Raw genomic sequence first — 14301 nt, 5'->3', positions numbered from 1 at the left:
AAATGTTATGAAAAAACTACTAATGCTTTCATTTTTAGGCTTAACTCTCTCAGCTTGTGATGATACACCGCAATCAGCAAGTACTGAAACAAACGCAAATACATCTCAACAAACTGAGTCCATAAAATCTGAACCCGACATAAAGGCAATATTGCCCGAAAATATGATTAAAGACGTGCCATTTTCTAAAAATGAAAAAGGAACAGTTATTTTCAACAACGTTTTAGATATGTTTTCTGCGCTTAGCTTATATGATGTTGAAGACAAAAATATAAAACTGGTTTCTGAAAAACCATTGCATATATTGCTACATCCAACTATTGCAAAATCAGATGAAGAAATCACATTAAAAGATAGTCGATATGAATTTCTCTCTGCACTTTACAGAATATTTACCAACACTTTAACTGATGAAATTACTTTAGAAGTAGTGCCTATTGATGTTCAAACAAATAAGCCACTTCCTAAAAAATATCACACCAAAATTAAGGCAACAAGAGAAAAAGCCCTAAACGTATTACAGACTTTTAGCCCTGCAAAAGATTTTAATGATTTAGTTAGTTTTGATAAACAAAATCAATATGTAGTGCTAGGTTATTCTTCATCGAACTTATCAAGTAAATTTTATAATAGCCCTTACGCTACAAATATTATAAAAGCACTTTCGACTGGAAAAATTGAAATTCCAATGCAAGATGTAATTGATCCGTTAAACTTTAATTTATTGACTATTCAAACCAAATTAAGAGAAATTGGAATGAATGGCGACTTTGATATTAGAAAATTAGAGTCAGGCAAAAATGCTTATACAATTCCATTAAATAAAGTTGTATCTATTGAAGCAGTTGGTAATGATTGGGAAAAAATAGAAACGGTATCACTTCAATTTGGAATGGTAAACGACAATGATATTATTCTGCATACTTTAGCTGGTCTTGCTACAACAGTCTTAGTAATGCCAGACCCTGATAAAGCCTTTAAAGAAATTAATGCAATGATTGATATTGCAGGTAAAAGAATGAAAAAAGAAGAAACTATCAAAGTGAAGAAAGTTATTGATGGTATTACATTGGAGTTAAAAGTATTTAAAAATATGGGTGGATTAAGTTATCTATCGTATAAAAAAATTAAACAAGAACCTGTAAATTTTAATGAATAGGAGAACCAAAATGAAAAAATTATTTGTGTTATTAAGTGCATTATTTCTGACATTTTCAGCTTCAGCAGACAATTTGGACGCTCAGAGAGAAAAAGTAAAACAAATTTTCTTAAGTGATGAAGAGCCGAAAGTGAAAGATGCGATTTGGACAACGCCAACCACCTTTAAAGTAGGTGTGTTTGATGACGGCACAAGACGAGATGGTTATGCTGGGTATGTTTGTCTTGTTCTATATGAAAACGGCTTTAAAGATACTGGCGTTTTTGTTCACGTCATTGATATTAAAAAATTGGTTAGCACAGGTGAATGGGTAGTACTCGGTCAAGCCTATTGCAAACAATAAAAGCGAATAAGGGGGAATGTTATGAAAAAGTTTAAAGTATTTTTATTTGTTTGTTCTGCTTTCTTTACATTCCCCAGTTTTGCCCAAGAATACGATTGCGATAAAAGATACTGTAAAGAAATGGTGAACTGTGATGAAGCCTATTATCATCTTAAAATCTGTGGTCTTGTACGGTTAGACCGTGACGGCGATGGTGTGCCTTGTGAAAATGTTTGTGGCAAAGGTGGGAAAAAACAGAGTAAAAAATCGAAACAAACTATTCAAAATCTCTTAAATGATTCAGAAAATGAAGAAAGTAACGAGAGCGACAAAGATCAAAAGAATTAAATAACTATTTAGCCAAGGAGTAAATATGGGCGATGTTAGCCACCAATATTTTAGCGGTTCCGTAGGTATGGCAAATGGCGTGAAAATTGATTCACAAACCAAAGTCGAAATTCACCAACATTTTATTTCGCCTTTGGATAGAAAAAAACTCACCAAAGAACTAATGGGGTTCAAATCCACCGACCCACAATTTTTCAAAGCCCTTCAAGACATTTGCACACAAATGCGTGGCGATTTTATGTTTATAAAATTCAACGATGAAGAATTTCTTAAATTCTACGAAATTAAAAATATCCTGTTCTCCTTTTACCAAGAAAAAGAAAACCACCGTCTTTCCCTTTCTGAAGAAAAATCCAAAGTCACTAAACTAGAAATGGATTTAGCCATCGAAAAAAATCGAGTGGCGTTATTTCAGCAAGAAACAAAACAGACTAAGAGTAAAATTGGGGAAATATTGAAAAGGGTGTTTGGGTAATGGACATTGATCGCAAGTTGCAAAATGGACTATTGAAGCTACTTAAAATTGCCTATCCACAAACATTGTCAGACGACGAGCTTTATTGGTTTTATATAGAAGAACAATTGGATAACGTGCAAACGTGGGACGAAATGCAAGACTTTATTAAAAAGCCAAAAGACGGTTTTGCTAACGCCCACTTAAAAGCGAATTTAGCTTATTTAGAAGAACACGCCCTTATTCGACGGCTTAATGGAGAATATCAAGCGACAGCAAAGGGCATTGATTTGATTGCAAATGATGGTGGCTTGTCGGCAATTTTACAAATGCAAAAGGTTACGCTAGATGCGGAGAGTTTAAAGCCGTTGGTGCAAGCATTATCTCAATCGCAAAAACAGACAATTCTAGCTCAGGTACAGTCAATACCGGTTGAGATGTTAAAAGCGTGGCTGTTGGAAGCCCTAGTTTGAGGCGGTACTCTTGCTCTTCGTAGTCTTGGCGTGTGGCATATATCCCATATGCAATCGGAAAGTAAGGGCTGTTTTCGTAAAAAAACAGCCAACATCTTTGTTTAATTCAATAATTTGACTTTTACCAATGCGAATAAGTTTACCGATGTAATTCATTATTTTCTCCCAAAATATCTTTTATAAAACAGTAGGTGTGTCACGGTCTACAAAAATAACGTCAGGACGCTTTGTGAGTATGCCTTCAAAAATATCGGCTTTAAGAATAAAGGGGAGCCAAATACGATTTAATGTTGTTTGTTTTTGCAACACATATTTGGGGTTTAGGTTTAAGTGCTCAATTGTTTTTAATTTTGATGCAAGTTCAAATCGTAAGTAGATGTATTGACCATCGTCCGTTTGTAATCCAGTATTATAGTAGCCTACATTTTTATATGAAAAACTATCTACGTCAGCATTGAGTGTTATTGCTACCTTGCCTCGACGTTTGCTAAATGTAACATTTAAAACTGGTGATTTTTCCGATTTTTCGCACATAAATTTCTCCTTTACGAATACGGTGTTAAAGGTTTTTCCGCAGAATATCGGAAAGCACAATGAAATAAAATGGGCGGTAGGTGTTATCAGGCTATTCACTAACTACGAAAAAACCGAGTGGCGTTATTTCAGCAAGAAACAAAACAGACCAAGAGTAGAATTGGGGAAATATTGAAAAGGGTGTTTGGGTAGGGGTAATAATGGAAGAAGTTAGAAGTCTTAGTGGAAAATTGCTTGGCTATACTCTACCACCAGAGTTTGAGAAGCTAAATAAATTAATCAAGATGCAAAATCTTGGTGGAAAAACCTTAGGTTTTTTACTCCCCCCTGAGTTTAAAAAAATAAAAGGTTTAGTTGAAATTCAAAATCTTTCTGGGATCACAACTGGATATCTATTGCCACCAGAATTTGAAAATTTAAAACAGGTTCAAAGTCAAATTCCTCTGATTTTTAAATCGGCAAGCGATGAAAATCTAAAAGAAACAATTGCCAAAATCCAGTCCGTCGTAAATTTGATACAACAAGAAAATGGAATAGATACTCAGGGAATTTCTCAAAATTTATCTGAATTATCAGATGTTCTATCAGAAGAGAAACCAATATCGTTAGAACAAATAAAAAAACTAATTACGTTATTATGGGTTGTTCTCTTTGGGATTATTTCTGCATACCCTGCCATAAAAGAAATCTATAAAGATGTCACCGATGATCCTTTTTCTGAAATTTGTGGGGCTTTATCTCAACTAGAAAAAGAAGCAGCCAAATTTGTGGAAGTGAACCACCGTGCTGGTATCCCAATTTATTTATATCCGAAAGGGAATAAATCAGTAGATTTTGTATTAAATAAAACTCAGCTTTGTATGATAGTTGAGCCAAAAGGAAATCAGAAACGAGTAAAAGTCATTTATAAACTCGAAAATAACAAACAAATTACAGGATATGCTGACAGAAACAAACTCATAAGGCTCTATAAGAACGAATAATTTTTGTATAATGCCAACATCAAGGGGGGAGTTATGCAAAAAGAATTACGAGTACAATTTAATCTATTCAAAAAATGGTTGTTTGTGGCTTTATTTTTACTCACAAGCAACCCTATTTTAACCGATATAATCATCTATATTGCACCCAATAAAGCGGTTAAATATACGATGTTTTTTGTACTCGCTTCACTTAGTTACTATACATTACACCAATTATTAAAGAGATATTTGCTTTTATCCAAACGCATAGAACAATAATATTTTACTGCACATATCAAACCACCTTCAACTCACACTCAATCGCCGTAGTAAATCCGCTGTTCTCAGAAATCGAATGAGTAACTTGCGTCACTATCCACGCATTTGAGTCAATCTCGGCTTTAAAGCCCACCACGTTTACTGTCGTTTCGGGGATTAGCTCCGCATTACCTTCCGCAAGGTTTAGGCTAAAGGTCGCCACGCCACGTTGTAGTTTTTCAAAGTGGCGTTTACAAGCATTCAATGCGGTTTGCTGTGTAGCGTAGGTATGACGTAGGGTTTTAATTTGGTCATTGTCGCTTTCCACTGGCTTATTTTGCTGAATAACGGTGGTCTGCTTTTTGCTGATTTTGCCTTTCTTGGTGGTTTTATTGACCTTCTTCACTTCGGTATTTTCATCAATAATCACTTCGCCACGCTTGCCCGTTGCGGTGTCGTGCCAGTAGGCTTTAACCGCTTTGTAGTTATCCCCTTCAGCAATGGCAAAGCGGTGACTGTCGCCATCTTGTCGGGTGAGGATAAATTCAGGCAGTTTCTGACCGCTTGCAGTGGTGGATTTGCCCGATTTAATAAACAATAATCGCCCATTTTTGACGGTGGCTATCGCATCGTGTTCTTCGGCAAGGCGAGTTAAAAAGCTGATTGAGCTTTCGTCCGTTTGGTCAATATGCTTAATCTCAAGGTTTTTGTACTCATCGCCCACCATCGCTTGTAGTTGGTTTTCGTCGGCAATCTGTTGCACGATTTTGCCTAGCGTGGTTTTGTGAAAACTTCGCTCGTGTCGGTTCATTAAACTGCCACGCAAGTCCGCCGACCTTGCCCGAATGGTGACACAGTCGGGAGCGCCTGAATGCTCTACTTCGTCCACGGTGTATTCACCCTTAAAGGTCAAGGCTTCATCTTTCCAACCTAGCCCAAGAGATAAAATCGCTCCACGGCTCGGCAGTTCCAACAAGCCGTCGGTATCATCTAAGGTAAAATCGAGCTGATCGGCTTCAAAGCCCCGACTGTCCGTCAGGGTTAAATTCATCAAGCGTTGAGAGAGTAGAGTAGTGATGTCTTTCGTTCCGCCTGTGGATTTTTTCGGATTTGGTCGAACGGTAAGATGAAAGGCAGGAATACGGTGACCGTTTTGCTTTAATCTATCAAGTAAATTCATAGTAAGCTCATAATGTCGTCGCTGATTTCGGTCATCATTGAGTCATCGACCCGTTTTAGCGAAAGGGAAAAATCAAGGCGACGTGGTGCACCGTCACCAAAGAAAAGGCTACTTTGCACGCTGATATTTTCAATCACAAACCAGCCTAACACCATAAACGTTGCCCCATCAATTAACGGATAGGGTTTGCCTTGCTCTGCCATTAATTCCAACGCCGTTAAACTTAATCGACCGCCTGTCAGTTCAGGGATTAATGTGCCGCTAATCGTCATCGTTTCGCTGGCTTTGCCTGTAAACTGCGTGCGTGGCAATTTCCCCACGACACTGTTTGTCGGGTGGTTCCACGATAATTCTCGGCTGGTTTCTTGGTAGGGTACGGTTTGTCGCATAAAAACAAACAACCCAAGGCACATCATAGCGGAGTTTTGGAGCATTTAATTTCCTTAATATAACAAGCGGTCAGATATTGAGATTTTTTTGCAAATTTTTCTCGTTATCCGACCGCTTGTCTTATTCTTCGTTGGTTTCTGTCCGTTTTCGTGCTTGCTCTCGCCATTGCATTAATTCATCAAGATACATATCGTCAAAGGCATTGGGTTGCCAATGGAACACAATAGCGATGTCAGCAATGGCATCTTCTACGCAATAAGGGATGAGTCGGACTTTCCCTCTTCGTCACTTTCGATGTCATCTTCATTCAAGTTCATCACTTCAAAGACAGCCCCAGTGAGTTTAGTAAAATCAGCCACATCTAAGCGGTCAATGTCGGATTTATGCAACATCGGCTGGGTAATTCGGGGAAGTAAAGTGATGATGCTGTTTACATCCGACTGCATTAAATCGAGCAACTTCAAGCCTTTGAGTGCCTGAATGTTTGGCTTACGCACCTGAATTTCGGTAATGGTCTGTTCACCACGCACAATGCCTGCTTTTAATTTGACTGTTGTCACATTTGGATCAGTTTTCTTTTTCATTGTTTTTTCCTTGTAGGGACACACTGCGTGTGTCCGTTTTCATCTTAGATATTAAAGCCCAATCGCCGCACGGTGTTGTGCATAACGATCTTTGCCGTCCACTTTGAACACCGAATTGATTAAATCAATCTCAATCAATTCCTTGCCGTCCACCGTTAGCTTGTAGTAGGAAAGTGCCGATTTAATCGTAGTTTCGGTTTTTTCCCCTGTTTTGCTACTGCCACCGTCTAACTCTGTGTGGCGACCACGCACCAACACTTCAACGGCGGTAATTTCGCCTGTGTCGTCACGTTGATAGCTACCCGCAAAACGAATTAATTCGCTGTCAATGGTATCTGTGGCAAACCCTTTGAATAACTCTGGCACAATGCCCGCGTATTTGTGGGTTATTTCTAATTTTTCTAAGCCTTGATTTGCCGACACTTCGCCCAACATACCGCCTGTGCGGAAACCTTCTTGCTTCATCGTCAATTTCGGCAATTCGACTTCTTCTGCTACGCCTTCATAACCAAAACCGTTATTGAAGACGTTCATCAATTTTAATAATCGTGGTAAAGCCATATTTTTTCCTTATTCAACATTCCCCCCTTTGAAAAAGGGGGACTAGGGGGGATTTTTATGCCGCAGCCACTTTCGCTGCAAAGTCCATCAAGTATTTGTCGGTAATACGCTGACGTAAATTCAGGTTTTCCAACGACGGCATCGGGGTATAGTCATAATCAATAAAGAACTGACCATCTTTGATAATGTCTTTGGTGTTAATATCGGCATCGACCCAAGCCGAGCCGTCCACGATATAACCTAAATTTTTCCAGTAACGGAATTTTTGGTTGATCATTTCCAGCATATCTTTCACCAAACTTGGTGTAAGCGGTTTATCAATCGCCCAGTCGAACGCTTCGCCGAAGGTGTCCGCAATAATCTGAGCGGTTCGGGTGTACTGCTCAAAAGCAAAAAGTTTATCGCTTGATAAGGTGCGACCGCCCCAAATGCGATAGCCGTTGAAGTTGATTGGCACGGAAATGTTTTTCTCATTGAGCATATTCACGTCAGTGCTTGAATCTTGAATATCAAAAGACATCGGGATAGTGACACCCGTCACCCCATCAATTACTACGTTAGACAGGTTTTTGTGCCAGCCGACGGTTTTATCTAACAAGGCACGCAAGCCCAATGCACGAGCAACGGCAGAGTTCGGTTTGTAGGATTTTGTTGCAGTGTCAAAAGAAACAAAATCACCGTGGATCATCATCAATTCACGTTGTCCGAAATTGCGGGCATATTGAATAGCCGCATCACGGGTTTTCGCACCGTTTGAGCTGATATAGCCAAAAGCACGCAATTTTTTACAGATACTGGCAAGCTCCGTTGCCACCGCTTGATTATCCAATTCAGGCACGCCTAAGATGCGTGGTTTAAAACCGCAGACGGTATTTGCCACCAGCAAGGCTTTTAAGCCTGTGTATTCGCCTTGATCGGTCACTGTACCAATCACATTTGCGGTGAGTGTATCGGCGTTTTCATCGTGGGCAACACGCACCACAATCACAGGGGTTTTAACAGAATCACCGATAGCGTCAAGACTGCGTGCCAATGTGCCTTGTGTGCCAGCTTTGCCAATTGCAGCGACAGGATCGGTAATTAAAACAGGTTTATTTAGGGGGAAAGTTGCACTGTCGGCATCATCGGCAGTACACACCATTCCGATAATTGCGGTGGCAATGGTTCGAATTGGTCGTGTGCCTTCGTTGATTTCCAGTACTCGAACACCGTGTAGATAGTCCATAGAAAATCCTTCTGTTTAAATAAAAGGGGATAAATTGAAGGCTATTGTGAAAAGAAAACCGCCCTGAAGCGAGCGGTTGGAAGTGTGGATTTGGGGATAACAATCAGCGGATTTTGCTAAACTCTGGGGGATATTGCTTGCGTTTAACTTCGCTTTCGTAGGCGGTTTGGCAATGCTGTTTATCAAAAAACAGCCCATTGATAAAAGCAAACCAAAAACGCCACCGCTTGCGTGGCTTCTCGGCAAGTATCGCCCCACGGTAGCAACGGCTTGAAAAGGTTTCATCTGCCGCACCGCCTGTTAGGGCGTTAAATAGTTGGTCAATGGCAATCACAACGTGATACAACCACAATAGCAATTTAGATTTGTTCATTTACAAACTCCTCATAAGTCTGCGTCCACCCACTCGAATAATCATATTCAAGTGGGTTTTCTACTTGCTCCACCATCGCTTTATGCTTCAAGGCGTTAGCGTGATTGTTCGTTTTGGCTTCCATCAACACTTGCCAAATAACCAGTAGCTTCTCTTTGTTAATCATTGCCACCGAATTATCGGCGAAGGTCCACGGAATTTCTTGGTCACCGAATAAGTCAAATGTGGCTTTGACAGACAAGATATTGCGTTCGGCGGTGGCGTCAGTATCAATCCATTTGTCAATCGCTGACACATAAACGCCACCGTTGATTTTCTTATCTCGCAGAGCGTTGATGGCATTACGGGTTTGTTGGCGTTGTTCTTCAATAGGCATCGGCGCTGGTTCAACTAAAATCGGAAGCCCTTCATCATCGGCAACGATTAGCTTACCTTGAGCTTGTCCTTCAAGTAACAAGCGGTAGGTTTGTTCCGAAATTTCACAAGCCCCTTCAGGTACAAAACCGCCGTGGTCGTTGTTATAAAAACCGTCTTTATAAAAAATTGCCATTGTATTCTCCTATTTCCAGCGACCAACACCTAAAAATTGCACTCGACAGTCACCTTGATTCTCACTGTTGTGTTCATATAATTTATAATAACAAACAGCATTGGTGCTTTTTCTCATAATAGCACTACCAACATCGCTGTTTATACCATAGGTATGCTCCACTTTAGGTATCACCATAGGTTTATCAGCAAAAGCGACAGCCCAAGTAAATTGCTTTTCTATCCACTCTTTCAAATCATTTACATCATAAAAATAGGTTTGAATCATCGTCCCATCAGGGTATTTGCGGATTTCGAAGTTGCCGATTTTTTGATAAGTAAATAACGCTGTCACTCTATTATCAAAATCATTAATACCTAAACCTGATGCGGTCGTTGGCTTATTTCTCACTTCACTCCAATCCGCTCCGTCAATCTGCTTCCACAGCAGCCATCTGTTGCCTTCTCTGCCTCTCACAAATTTTTTATTGCTGTAAAAGGTTGTGTACTCTTGCTGATAACCATACGCAGATGGCGTAACCAGCAACGTCCCCGCCTCTTGTGCAGGGTAGTTGAGGTTAGGCTGAGCGTTGGCATTTGCCATTTGGGAGTACACGCCATACACAGTGACGTCATTGAGGTTGCTTACTTCTAATCGTGGGCGGAGCATAAAGTACTCATGCACGCTCCCCCAGCCACTGGCATTGTTGCCCCATTGGGCAAAATGCCTATCAAAGTTTACAGCTTGGCGAAAGGCTTGGGTATTATCTATTTTGCTGACAAAACCCCATCCGCTAAATATGCCGCTGCCACTTAGCTGCGCATTGGTTGTAAATCCTATATAGCTACCCACAGGCAACTCTGCGGGCGTGGCGTTTTGGTACTCAATTTGAGTATTAGGAATATGAGACCGCAAGTTGATTTGCTTGACCGGGAGCAGGTTGCCCTCGTCAAAGACTTTATTCGCTCCATGATAGATGGCCTTGTTGCTCTCAACTCTGTCCGCCTTGAGGTGGACGCCGGTACTGTATTGATATGACACAAGCGCCACGTCGTTGTCATTATCCCTAACTCGTCCGACAAACCAATCATCCACATCGTTATTTTTACCTCTTAAATAAGAGGCGGCGTGGTTGATATTGAGTATGCCAGTCATCGTATCGCCAGATTTGGCGACGTAGTTTTGACGGTTGTAATCTTCTGCGTCTTCTGGGGCTGGAGCCCAAGTCATAGCTCGATTACCTTCGACAAGCATAGGATTTTGCAATTCGACAAGTCCTTCGCCTGGGTTAACAAACGTAATTTGCCTTACTGCACTTACAAATGTAATCGATATTTTTTGCCATACGCCAGGAGTCAAATTTCTTGCATAAAAATTAAGCCATCTCTCCCCATTCTGTAGATGGATATAAAACGCAGTTCTTTCGGGTTTGACCTCAGCGCTAAATGTATATTGCTTCTCGGGCAGATTAAAACTTTGCCTCCACCACCATTCCGTTGATGTATCTAAACTTTTAAAAACTGCGATGCCATTCCTTAGGTCTTGTCCCCCAATTACAGTCCAGTGATTGGTGCCGTTTAGCAGCCGAGAATTTTTAATTAAATTCCGCCCCCCAATCTCAATCCCATCAATCTTGTCTTTGAGGGCTTTGCCCTGCGCCGCCGTCAACGCCTTTGTGGCATCATCGGTGGTTAGGTTATTGGCGAGTTGAACTAAGCCTTTTTGGGTTGGGCTGGCATCTTGAGCTGTGTATTTGCTATTAGCTAAATCATAAGCCGTTTTTACCGCTTGTGAAGAAGCCACTGTGGTTTGCGACGTGGAATTGACAGCGTTACTGATGTCGGTTTTATTGACTTTTTGATTTAGCGCATTGGTTGTACTAAGTTGCAACTGTGCCACAGACTGAGCAATGGATTTACCTGCTTTTGCGGTTAATGCCAATACTTCAGAGTCTAGTCCTGTGTCGTTGGTGAGTTGGGTAATCCCTTTGCGAGACGTAGTGGCTGTGTCAATTGCGTGAGAATGTCCTGTGTCATCAAAACCATTGATACTATTTGCGGTGATGGTTTTTGGGGTAAACTGTCCCCGTGTCACAAAAATCACTGAATCATCCACACTTAATGTCACTGCATCCGACGAACTCACTAATAAAATCATTCGCAACACTTGAATTTTGCCACTACCTTCTTCTAATCGTGGTTTATAGGTATCGGGGCAGTTAGCAATCGCAACCAATCGCCCTGCATTATCAAAAATCCCCATTTCACGAATCCAAAAGCCACCGACATTTTCAGGTAAGGTTAGCTCAAAAATGACTTGGCGATTGTTTCTCGGATCTCGACTGACTGCACTGATACTCGCTTTGTGGACTTCTCTCACAAGTGATGTGCGAGTAGAATCAGGCTGTACAGCTCGCCCATTGCCATCACCAACGGCAAAATGGGTAATGTTCACTGCTTGGCGATTTGTCATCGCATTTGCAAAAAGTTGTGAACCGTAGGTGGTTAAAACGGAGTAATAGGTTTTTGCCATAGTGTTTCCTATTGTGGATAAACGGTGATCGTCTCACCGCTATTTTGTCCAATAAATACATTCATTTCGCCTGTTGGTGTAACAGCAATTGCAAGAGTTAAATGGCGTGAAACAGGCTTCACATCATCGACTAATCGTACAAGTTCATTGTAAGTTTGTTCATTTAACCCTGTTTCGCTCACTTCAACGGTCAGCTTAAACGTCCCTGCCGTTCCCATTGGTGTTTCTTGCCACCACTCTTTCACTTCGAGCAAATAGCCAATAGGCTCTACGACACGTCGAATAGCGGTTAATGTGCCTTTTTGTTTATGGATCAGGAACGCATTTTTAATTGCAATACGTTTGACTTCTTCGCTCCATTGCTCGTCCCATTTATCGACTGAAAATGCCCACGCTAGATAAGGCAATAATGGTTCTGGACAACGTTCGGGATTGATTAAATCTGCAATCACAATCGGATTTCTGACCGCTTGTTGTAAACATTCTGCTGCTCGTTTTTCAAGCGTAGTCGCTCCATTTGGTAAAAGTGGGGCGTGATTAATAATCATCAGAAACCGCCATTTCTAAGCTAATTTGTGTACAAAATCCTGCTTTATTATTGGGCAAAATCAGATCTGTTCGTGGCTCTAATAATTCGACCCGTTGAACTCCTTCAATATGCAATGCAGAATAAATACCTGATAAGGTAATATCTCGCCCTAATCGACGGCGCTCTAAGGCGTATTTTTCCAAACGTTTTTGCGCTTCTTGTTTAATCGGTTCATATTCAGGACCACGAAACATATGTAATTTGGCTCTGATTTGATAATCCTGAATAGTAGCAGCCTGTACCGTCACTCTATCTGCAATCGGGCGAACATTGTCATCATTTAGCCTTGCTTCAACCGCTTGTAATACCGCTTGGCTAGGTATGCCTTTGCCTAAACGGGAAAGGATTGTCACGGTTACATAGGCTGGTTGTGGTGAAACCACAGAAACATCGCCAACTTCAGGATGAGCCGAAAGGGCGTGGAATACATAAGCAGAACGTGGACCAGCCACAGATAAGCCTTCAAATGCCAATTGAGCTCTTAAACGTAAATCTTCATCACTTTCTTTGATTTCGAGTATCGGCGGGTTAGCTTGTAAATCCGCTTCCTGTATAATCATTCGTTGCACATTAAAATTTGCAGCGATCACATCTAAGTCTGTTCCTGTTGCATAAGCTAACATTGTGGCTTTTGCGGCATTGTTAATTCGTTGGCGTTCAAGTAACTGCAAATAACAGTTTTCTTCCAACAACTTCGTAATCGGCTCCGACTCCAACGCTAACCGTGCTTGCCAAAAGGCACGTTCGCTTTCAGGGTAAAGCGACAGAAACTTGGCTTTGCGTTCAGCCAATAAGGTTTCGTAGTCAAGCTCTTCAATGACATCAGGGGCTGGGAGTTTTGATAGATCAACTAATTGGCTCATCGTAAGGTTAAATCCGTCATCGTTAATTTGGTGTTACTACTTTTTACGGTGGCATCAATGGTGCCAGTTAAACTATGTGGGCGGTTTAAGTCTGCAATCTCAACCTTAAACGCCGTCACATCAATTCGGGGCTCCCACATTTTTAACGCCATTACGCAAGCGGCAGAAATTTGCAGAAGTAAGGCACTGGAAATCGGGCGGTCAATAAGCTGATACAAATTACTGCCATAAGTCCGACGCATTACACGAGAGCCTTTTGCCGTCAGTAAAATGTCAGCAATAGACTGCTTGATATGCTCGCTTTCATCGCTGATCGTTAAGCCTGTGTTTCGGTTCATTATGGTGTTCCTGTTCGTTTGCTACCGCTTTCTACACCGCTGTGTGTATGGGTGGAGAGATTGATACCTTTACCACTCACTTCACCGCTTGCCGTCACTGAACTTGATGTACTGATCGCCCCTTGCACTGTGAGCGTGCCTTGAATAGTGACATCACCTGTGCAAGTCAAAGACGGTGTATCTGCTGTAATGCTTTGTGTGGCTTGAATAGTTGCGGTTTTGCAATTTTCCACCGATAAATGACCGCTTGCGTGGTTGTAGCGAATGACACAACCGTCAGGAAAATGAGTAGAAAACTCATCTTTGCTTTGGCTCGGAGCATTGGACGCATAAACACCAGCAAGAATAATCCCCGAGTTAAATTCGCCACTGACCGCAAGAATTAAAACTTGCTCACCTACGCTAACAGGCGACCACGTTTTTACATCGCCAGCACGCAAGGTAATCCACGGCAGAAAGTCGGTGGTAATACCGCCTGCTTTCACTCGTGCGGTGGCGTTGGCATAATCCACTTCGGCTATTGTGCCAAGGCGTAGCAAGTTATCTAATCGGCGTGGGTGGTCGTGATGCACAATAAAAATCCGTCAGTTAAAAATGGGGATATTGTGCGAAAGGTGAGAGCAAAGG

At 41.3% G+C, this 14301-nt stretch carries 21 protein-coding genes; 7 read left to right on the top strand and 14 right to left on the bottom strand.

Annotated features, from left to right (window positions below; translation table 11 throughout):
• The first annotated feature begins 7 nt into the window (after positions 1-7).
• Genes B0183_RS07920 through B0183_RS07900 form a run of 5 tightly spaced genes read left to right on the top strand, consistent with a single transcriptional unit; the run spans position 8 to position 2756 of the window.
• Positions 8-1159, top strand: a complete 1152-nt coding sequence (locus B0183_RS07920) for a hypothetical protein (protein WP_062924426.1) — start codon at positions 8-10, stop codon at positions 1157-1159.
• A gap of 10 nt (positions 1160-1169) precedes the next feature.
• Positions 1170-1502, top strand: coding sequence for a hypothetical protein (locus B0183_RS07915; protein ID WP_021113041.1), 333 nt, complete (start codon positions 1170-1172; stop codon positions 1500-1502).
• A gap of 21 nt (positions 1503-1523) precedes the next feature.
• Positions 1524-1829, top strand: coding sequence for an excalibur calcium-binding domain-containing protein (locus tag B0183_RS07910; protein WP_078208621.1), 306 nt, complete (start codon positions 1524-1526; stop codon positions 1827-1829).
• A gap of 25 nt (positions 1830-1854) precedes the next feature.
• Positions 1855-2304, top strand: coding sequence for a hypothetical protein (locus B0183_RS07905; RefSeq protein WP_078208620.1), 450 nt, complete (start codon positions 1855-1857; stop codon positions 2302-2304).
• Positions 2304-2756 carry a hypothetical protein gene (locus B0183_RS07900; protein ID WP_078208619.1) on the top strand — a complete coding sequence of 151 codons (453 nt, stop codon included), beginning with the start codon at positions 2304-2306 and terminating at the stop codon, positions 2754-2756. The genes B0183_RS07905 and B0183_RS07900 overlap by 1 nt, the downstream gene beginning before the upstream one ends.
• A gap of 177 nt (positions 2757-2933) precedes the next feature.
• Here the strand turns inward: B0183_RS07900 and B0183_RS07895 are convergent, their stop codons facing one another.
• Complete coding sequence (locus B0183_RS07895) at positions 2934-3290, bottom strand: hypothetical protein (RefSeq protein WP_062924431.1); 357 nt, start codon at positions 3288-3290, stop codon at positions 2934-2936.
• Between the two features lie 200 nt (positions 3291-3490).
• Between B0183_RS07895 and B0183_RS07890 the strand changes: the two genes are divergently transcribed.
• Positions 3491-4273, top strand: coding sequence for a hypothetical protein (locus B0183_RS07890; RefSeq protein ID WP_078208618.1), 783 nt, complete (start codon positions 3491-3493; stop codon positions 4271-4273).
• A gap of 33 nt (positions 4274-4306) precedes the next feature.
• On the top strand, positions 4307-4531 hold the full coding sequence (locus tag B0183_RS07885; RefSeq protein WP_062924433.1) for a hypothetical protein: 225 nt from the start codon (positions 4307-4309) through the stop codon (positions 4529-4531).
• 16 nt (positions 4532-4547) lie between these two features.
• On the opposite strand, the gene B0183_RS07880 is transcribed toward B0183_RS07885, so the two are convergent.
• The 13 genes from B0183_RS07880 to B0183_RS07820 form a co-directional block, all read right to left on the bottom strand.
• Positions 4548-5690 (bottom strand): phage late control D family protein, encoded by a 1143-nt coding sequence (locus tag B0183_RS07880; protein ID WP_078208617.1) that lies wholly within the window; start codon positions 5688-5690, stop codon positions 4548-4550.
• A complete protein-coding gene (locus B0183_RS07875; protein ID WP_021113040.1) occupies positions 5687-6124 on the bottom strand; it encodes a phage tail protein in 438 nt (145 codons plus the stop codon). The genes B0183_RS07880 and B0183_RS07875 overlap by 4 nt, the downstream gene beginning before the upstream one ends.
• A gap of 76 nt (positions 6125-6200) precedes the next feature.
• Complete coding sequence (locus B0183_RS07870; protein WP_071610269.1) at positions 6201-6320, bottom strand: GpE family phage tail protein; 120 nt, start codon at positions 6318-6320, stop codon at positions 6201-6203.
• An 8-nt stretch (positions 6321-6328) separates the two neighbouring features.
• On the bottom strand, positions 6329-6664 hold the full coding sequence (locus B0183_RS07865; protein WP_042905885.1) for a phage tail assembly protein: 336 nt from the start codon (positions 6662-6664) through the stop codon (positions 6329-6331).
• 51 nt (positions 6665-6715) lie between these two features.
• Entirely contained in the window at positions 6716-7225 is a 510-nt protein-coding gene (locus B0183_RS07860; RefSeq protein ID WP_021113117.1) for a phage major tail tube protein, read from the bottom strand.
• Between the two features lie 55 nt (positions 7226-7280).
• Positions 7281-8450 (bottom strand): phage tail sheath protein, encoded by a 1170-nt coding sequence (locus B0183_RS07855; RefSeq protein ID WP_021115806.1) that lies wholly within the window; start codon positions 8448-8450, stop codon positions 7281-7283.
• A gap of 103 nt (positions 8451-8553) precedes the next feature.
• Positions 8554-8823, bottom strand: coding sequence for a hypothetical protein (locus B0183_RS07850; protein ID WP_035524125.1), 270 nt, complete (start codon positions 8821-8823; stop codon positions 8554-8556).
• Positions 8810-9373: a DUF4376 domain-containing protein gene (locus tag B0183_RS07845; RefSeq protein WP_078208616.1), complete on the bottom strand. Its 564-nt coding sequence runs from the start codon at positions 9371-9373 to the stop codon at positions 8810-8812. Before B0183_RS07845 ends, B0183_RS07850 begins: the two co-directional genes overlap by 14 nt.
• Positions 9374-9382: 9 nt before the next feature.
• Positions 9383-11884 carry a phage tail-collar fiber domain-containing protein gene (locus B0183_RS12505; RefSeq protein ID WP_078208615.1) on the bottom strand — a complete coding sequence of 834 codons (2502 nt, stop codon included), beginning with the start codon at positions 11882-11884 and terminating at the stop codon, positions 9383-9385.
• Positions 11885-11892: 8 nt separating this feature from the next.
• A complete protein-coding gene (locus tag B0183_RS07835; RefSeq protein WP_021110846.1) occupies positions 11893-12432 on the bottom strand; it encodes a phage tail protein I in 540 nt (179 codons plus the stop codon).
• The gene (locus B0183_RS07830; RefSeq protein ID WP_035522644.1) at positions 12422-13336 is read right to left on the bottom strand and encodes a baseplate assembly protein; all 915 of its coding nucleotides are present in this window, start codon (positions 13334-13336) and stop codon (positions 12422-12424) included. Before B0183_RS07830 ends, B0183_RS07835 begins: the two co-directional genes overlap by 11 nt.
• A complete protein-coding gene (locus B0183_RS07825) occupies positions 13333-13674 on the bottom strand; it encodes a GPW/gp25 family protein (RefSeq protein WP_021110844.1) in 342 nt (113 codons plus the stop codon). Before B0183_RS07825 ends, B0183_RS07830 begins: the two co-directional genes overlap by 4 nt.
• A complete protein-coding gene (locus B0183_RS07820) occupies positions 13674-14246 on the bottom strand; it encodes a phage baseplate assembly protein V (RefSeq protein ID WP_078208614.1) in 573 nt (190 codons plus the stop codon). The genes B0183_RS07825 and B0183_RS07820 overlap by 1 nt, the downstream gene beginning before the upstream one ends.
• Between the last annotated feature and the right edge of the window lie 55 nt (positions 14247-14301).

It is taken from the genome of Glaesserella parasuis, assembly GCF_002015085.1.
Taxonomy (GTDB): Bacteria; Pseudomonadota; Gammaproteobacteria; order Enterobacterales; family Pasteurellaceae; genus Glaesserella; species Glaesserella parasuis.
This window is presented reverse-complemented; position numbering and strand designations above follow the sequence as displayed.

What these genes read in the sequence shown, in the direction of transcription:
- B0183_RS07845 (WP_078208616.1), bottom strand. Translation starts at nt 9,373, where the DNA reads ATGGCAATTTTTTATAAAGACGGTTTTTATAACAACGACCACGGCGGT.
- B0183_RS07885 (WP_062924433.1), top strand. Translation starts at nt 4,307, where the DNA reads ATGCAAAAAGAATTACGAGTACAATTTAATCTATTCAAAAAATGGTTG.
- B0183_RS07905 (WP_078208620.1), top strand. Translation starts at nt 1,855, where the DNA reads ATGGGCGATGTTAGCCACCAATATTTTAGCGGTTCCGTAGGTATGGCA.
- B0183_RS07895 (WP_062924431.1), bottom strand. Translation starts at nt 3,290, where the DNA reads ATGTGCGAAAAATCGGAAAAATCACCAGTTTTAAATGTTACATTTAGC.
- B0183_RS07920 (WP_062924426.1), top strand. Translation starts at nt 8, where the DNA reads ATGAAAAAACTACTAATGCTTTCATTTTTAGGCTTAACTCTCTCAGCT.
- B0183_RS07835 (WP_021110846.1), bottom strand. Translation starts at nt 12,432, where the DNA reads ATGATTATTAATCACGCCCCACTTTTACCAAATGGAGCGACTACGCTT.
- B0183_RS07900 (WP_078208619.1), top strand. Translation starts at nt 2,304, where the DNA reads ATGGACATTGATCGCAAGTTGCAAAATGGACTATTGAAGCTACTTAAA.
- B0183_RS07890 (WP_078208618.1), top strand. Translation starts at nt 3,491, where the DNA reads ATGGAAGAAGTTAGAAGTCTTAGTGGAAAATTGCTTGGCTATACTCTA.
- B0183_RS07860 (WP_021113117.1), bottom strand. Translation starts at nt 7,225, where the DNA reads ATGGCTTTACCACGATTATTAAAATTGATGAACGTCTTCAATAACGGT.
- B0183_RS07915 (WP_021113041.1), top strand. Translation starts at nt 1,170, where the DNA reads ATGAAAAAATTATTTGTGTTATTAAGTGCATTATTTCTGACATTTTCA.
- B0183_RS07910 (WP_078208621.1), top strand. Translation starts at nt 1,524, where the DNA reads ATGAAAAAGTTTAAAGTATTTTTATTTGTTTGTTCTGCTTTCTTTACA.
- B0183_RS07830 (WP_035522644.1), bottom strand. Translation starts at nt 13,336, where the DNA reads ATGAGCCAATTAGTTGATCTATCAAAACTCCCAGCCCCTGATGTCATT.
- B0183_RS07865 (WP_042905885.1), bottom strand. Translation starts at nt 6,664, where the DNA reads ATGAAAAAGAAAACTGATCCAAATGTGACAACAGTCAAATTAAAAGCA.
- B0183_RS07880 (WP_078208617.1), bottom strand. Translation starts at nt 5,690, where the DNA reads ATGAATTTACTTGATAGATTAAAGCAAAACGGTCACCGTATTCCTGCC.
- B0183_RS07825 (WP_021110844.1), bottom strand. Translation starts at nt 13,674, where the DNA reads ATGAACCGAAACACAGGCTTAACGATCAGCGATGAAAGCGAGCATATC.
- B0183_RS07875 (WP_021113040.1), bottom strand. Translation starts at nt 6,124, where the DNA reads ATGCTCCAAAACTCCGCTATGATGTGCCTTGGGTTGTTTGTTTTTATG.
- B0183_RS07855 (WP_021115806.1), bottom strand. Translation starts at nt 8,450, where the DNA reads ATGGACTATCTACACGGTGTTCGAGTACTGGAAATCAACGAAGGCACA.
- B0183_RS12505 (WP_078208615.1), bottom strand. Translation starts at nt 11,884, where the DNA reads ATGGCAAAAACCTATTACTCCGTTTTAACCACCTACGGTTCACAACTT.
- B0183_RS07850 (WP_035524125.1), bottom strand. Translation starts at nt 8,823, where the DNA reads ATGAACAAATCTAAATTGCTATTGTGGTTGTATCACGTTGTGATTGCC.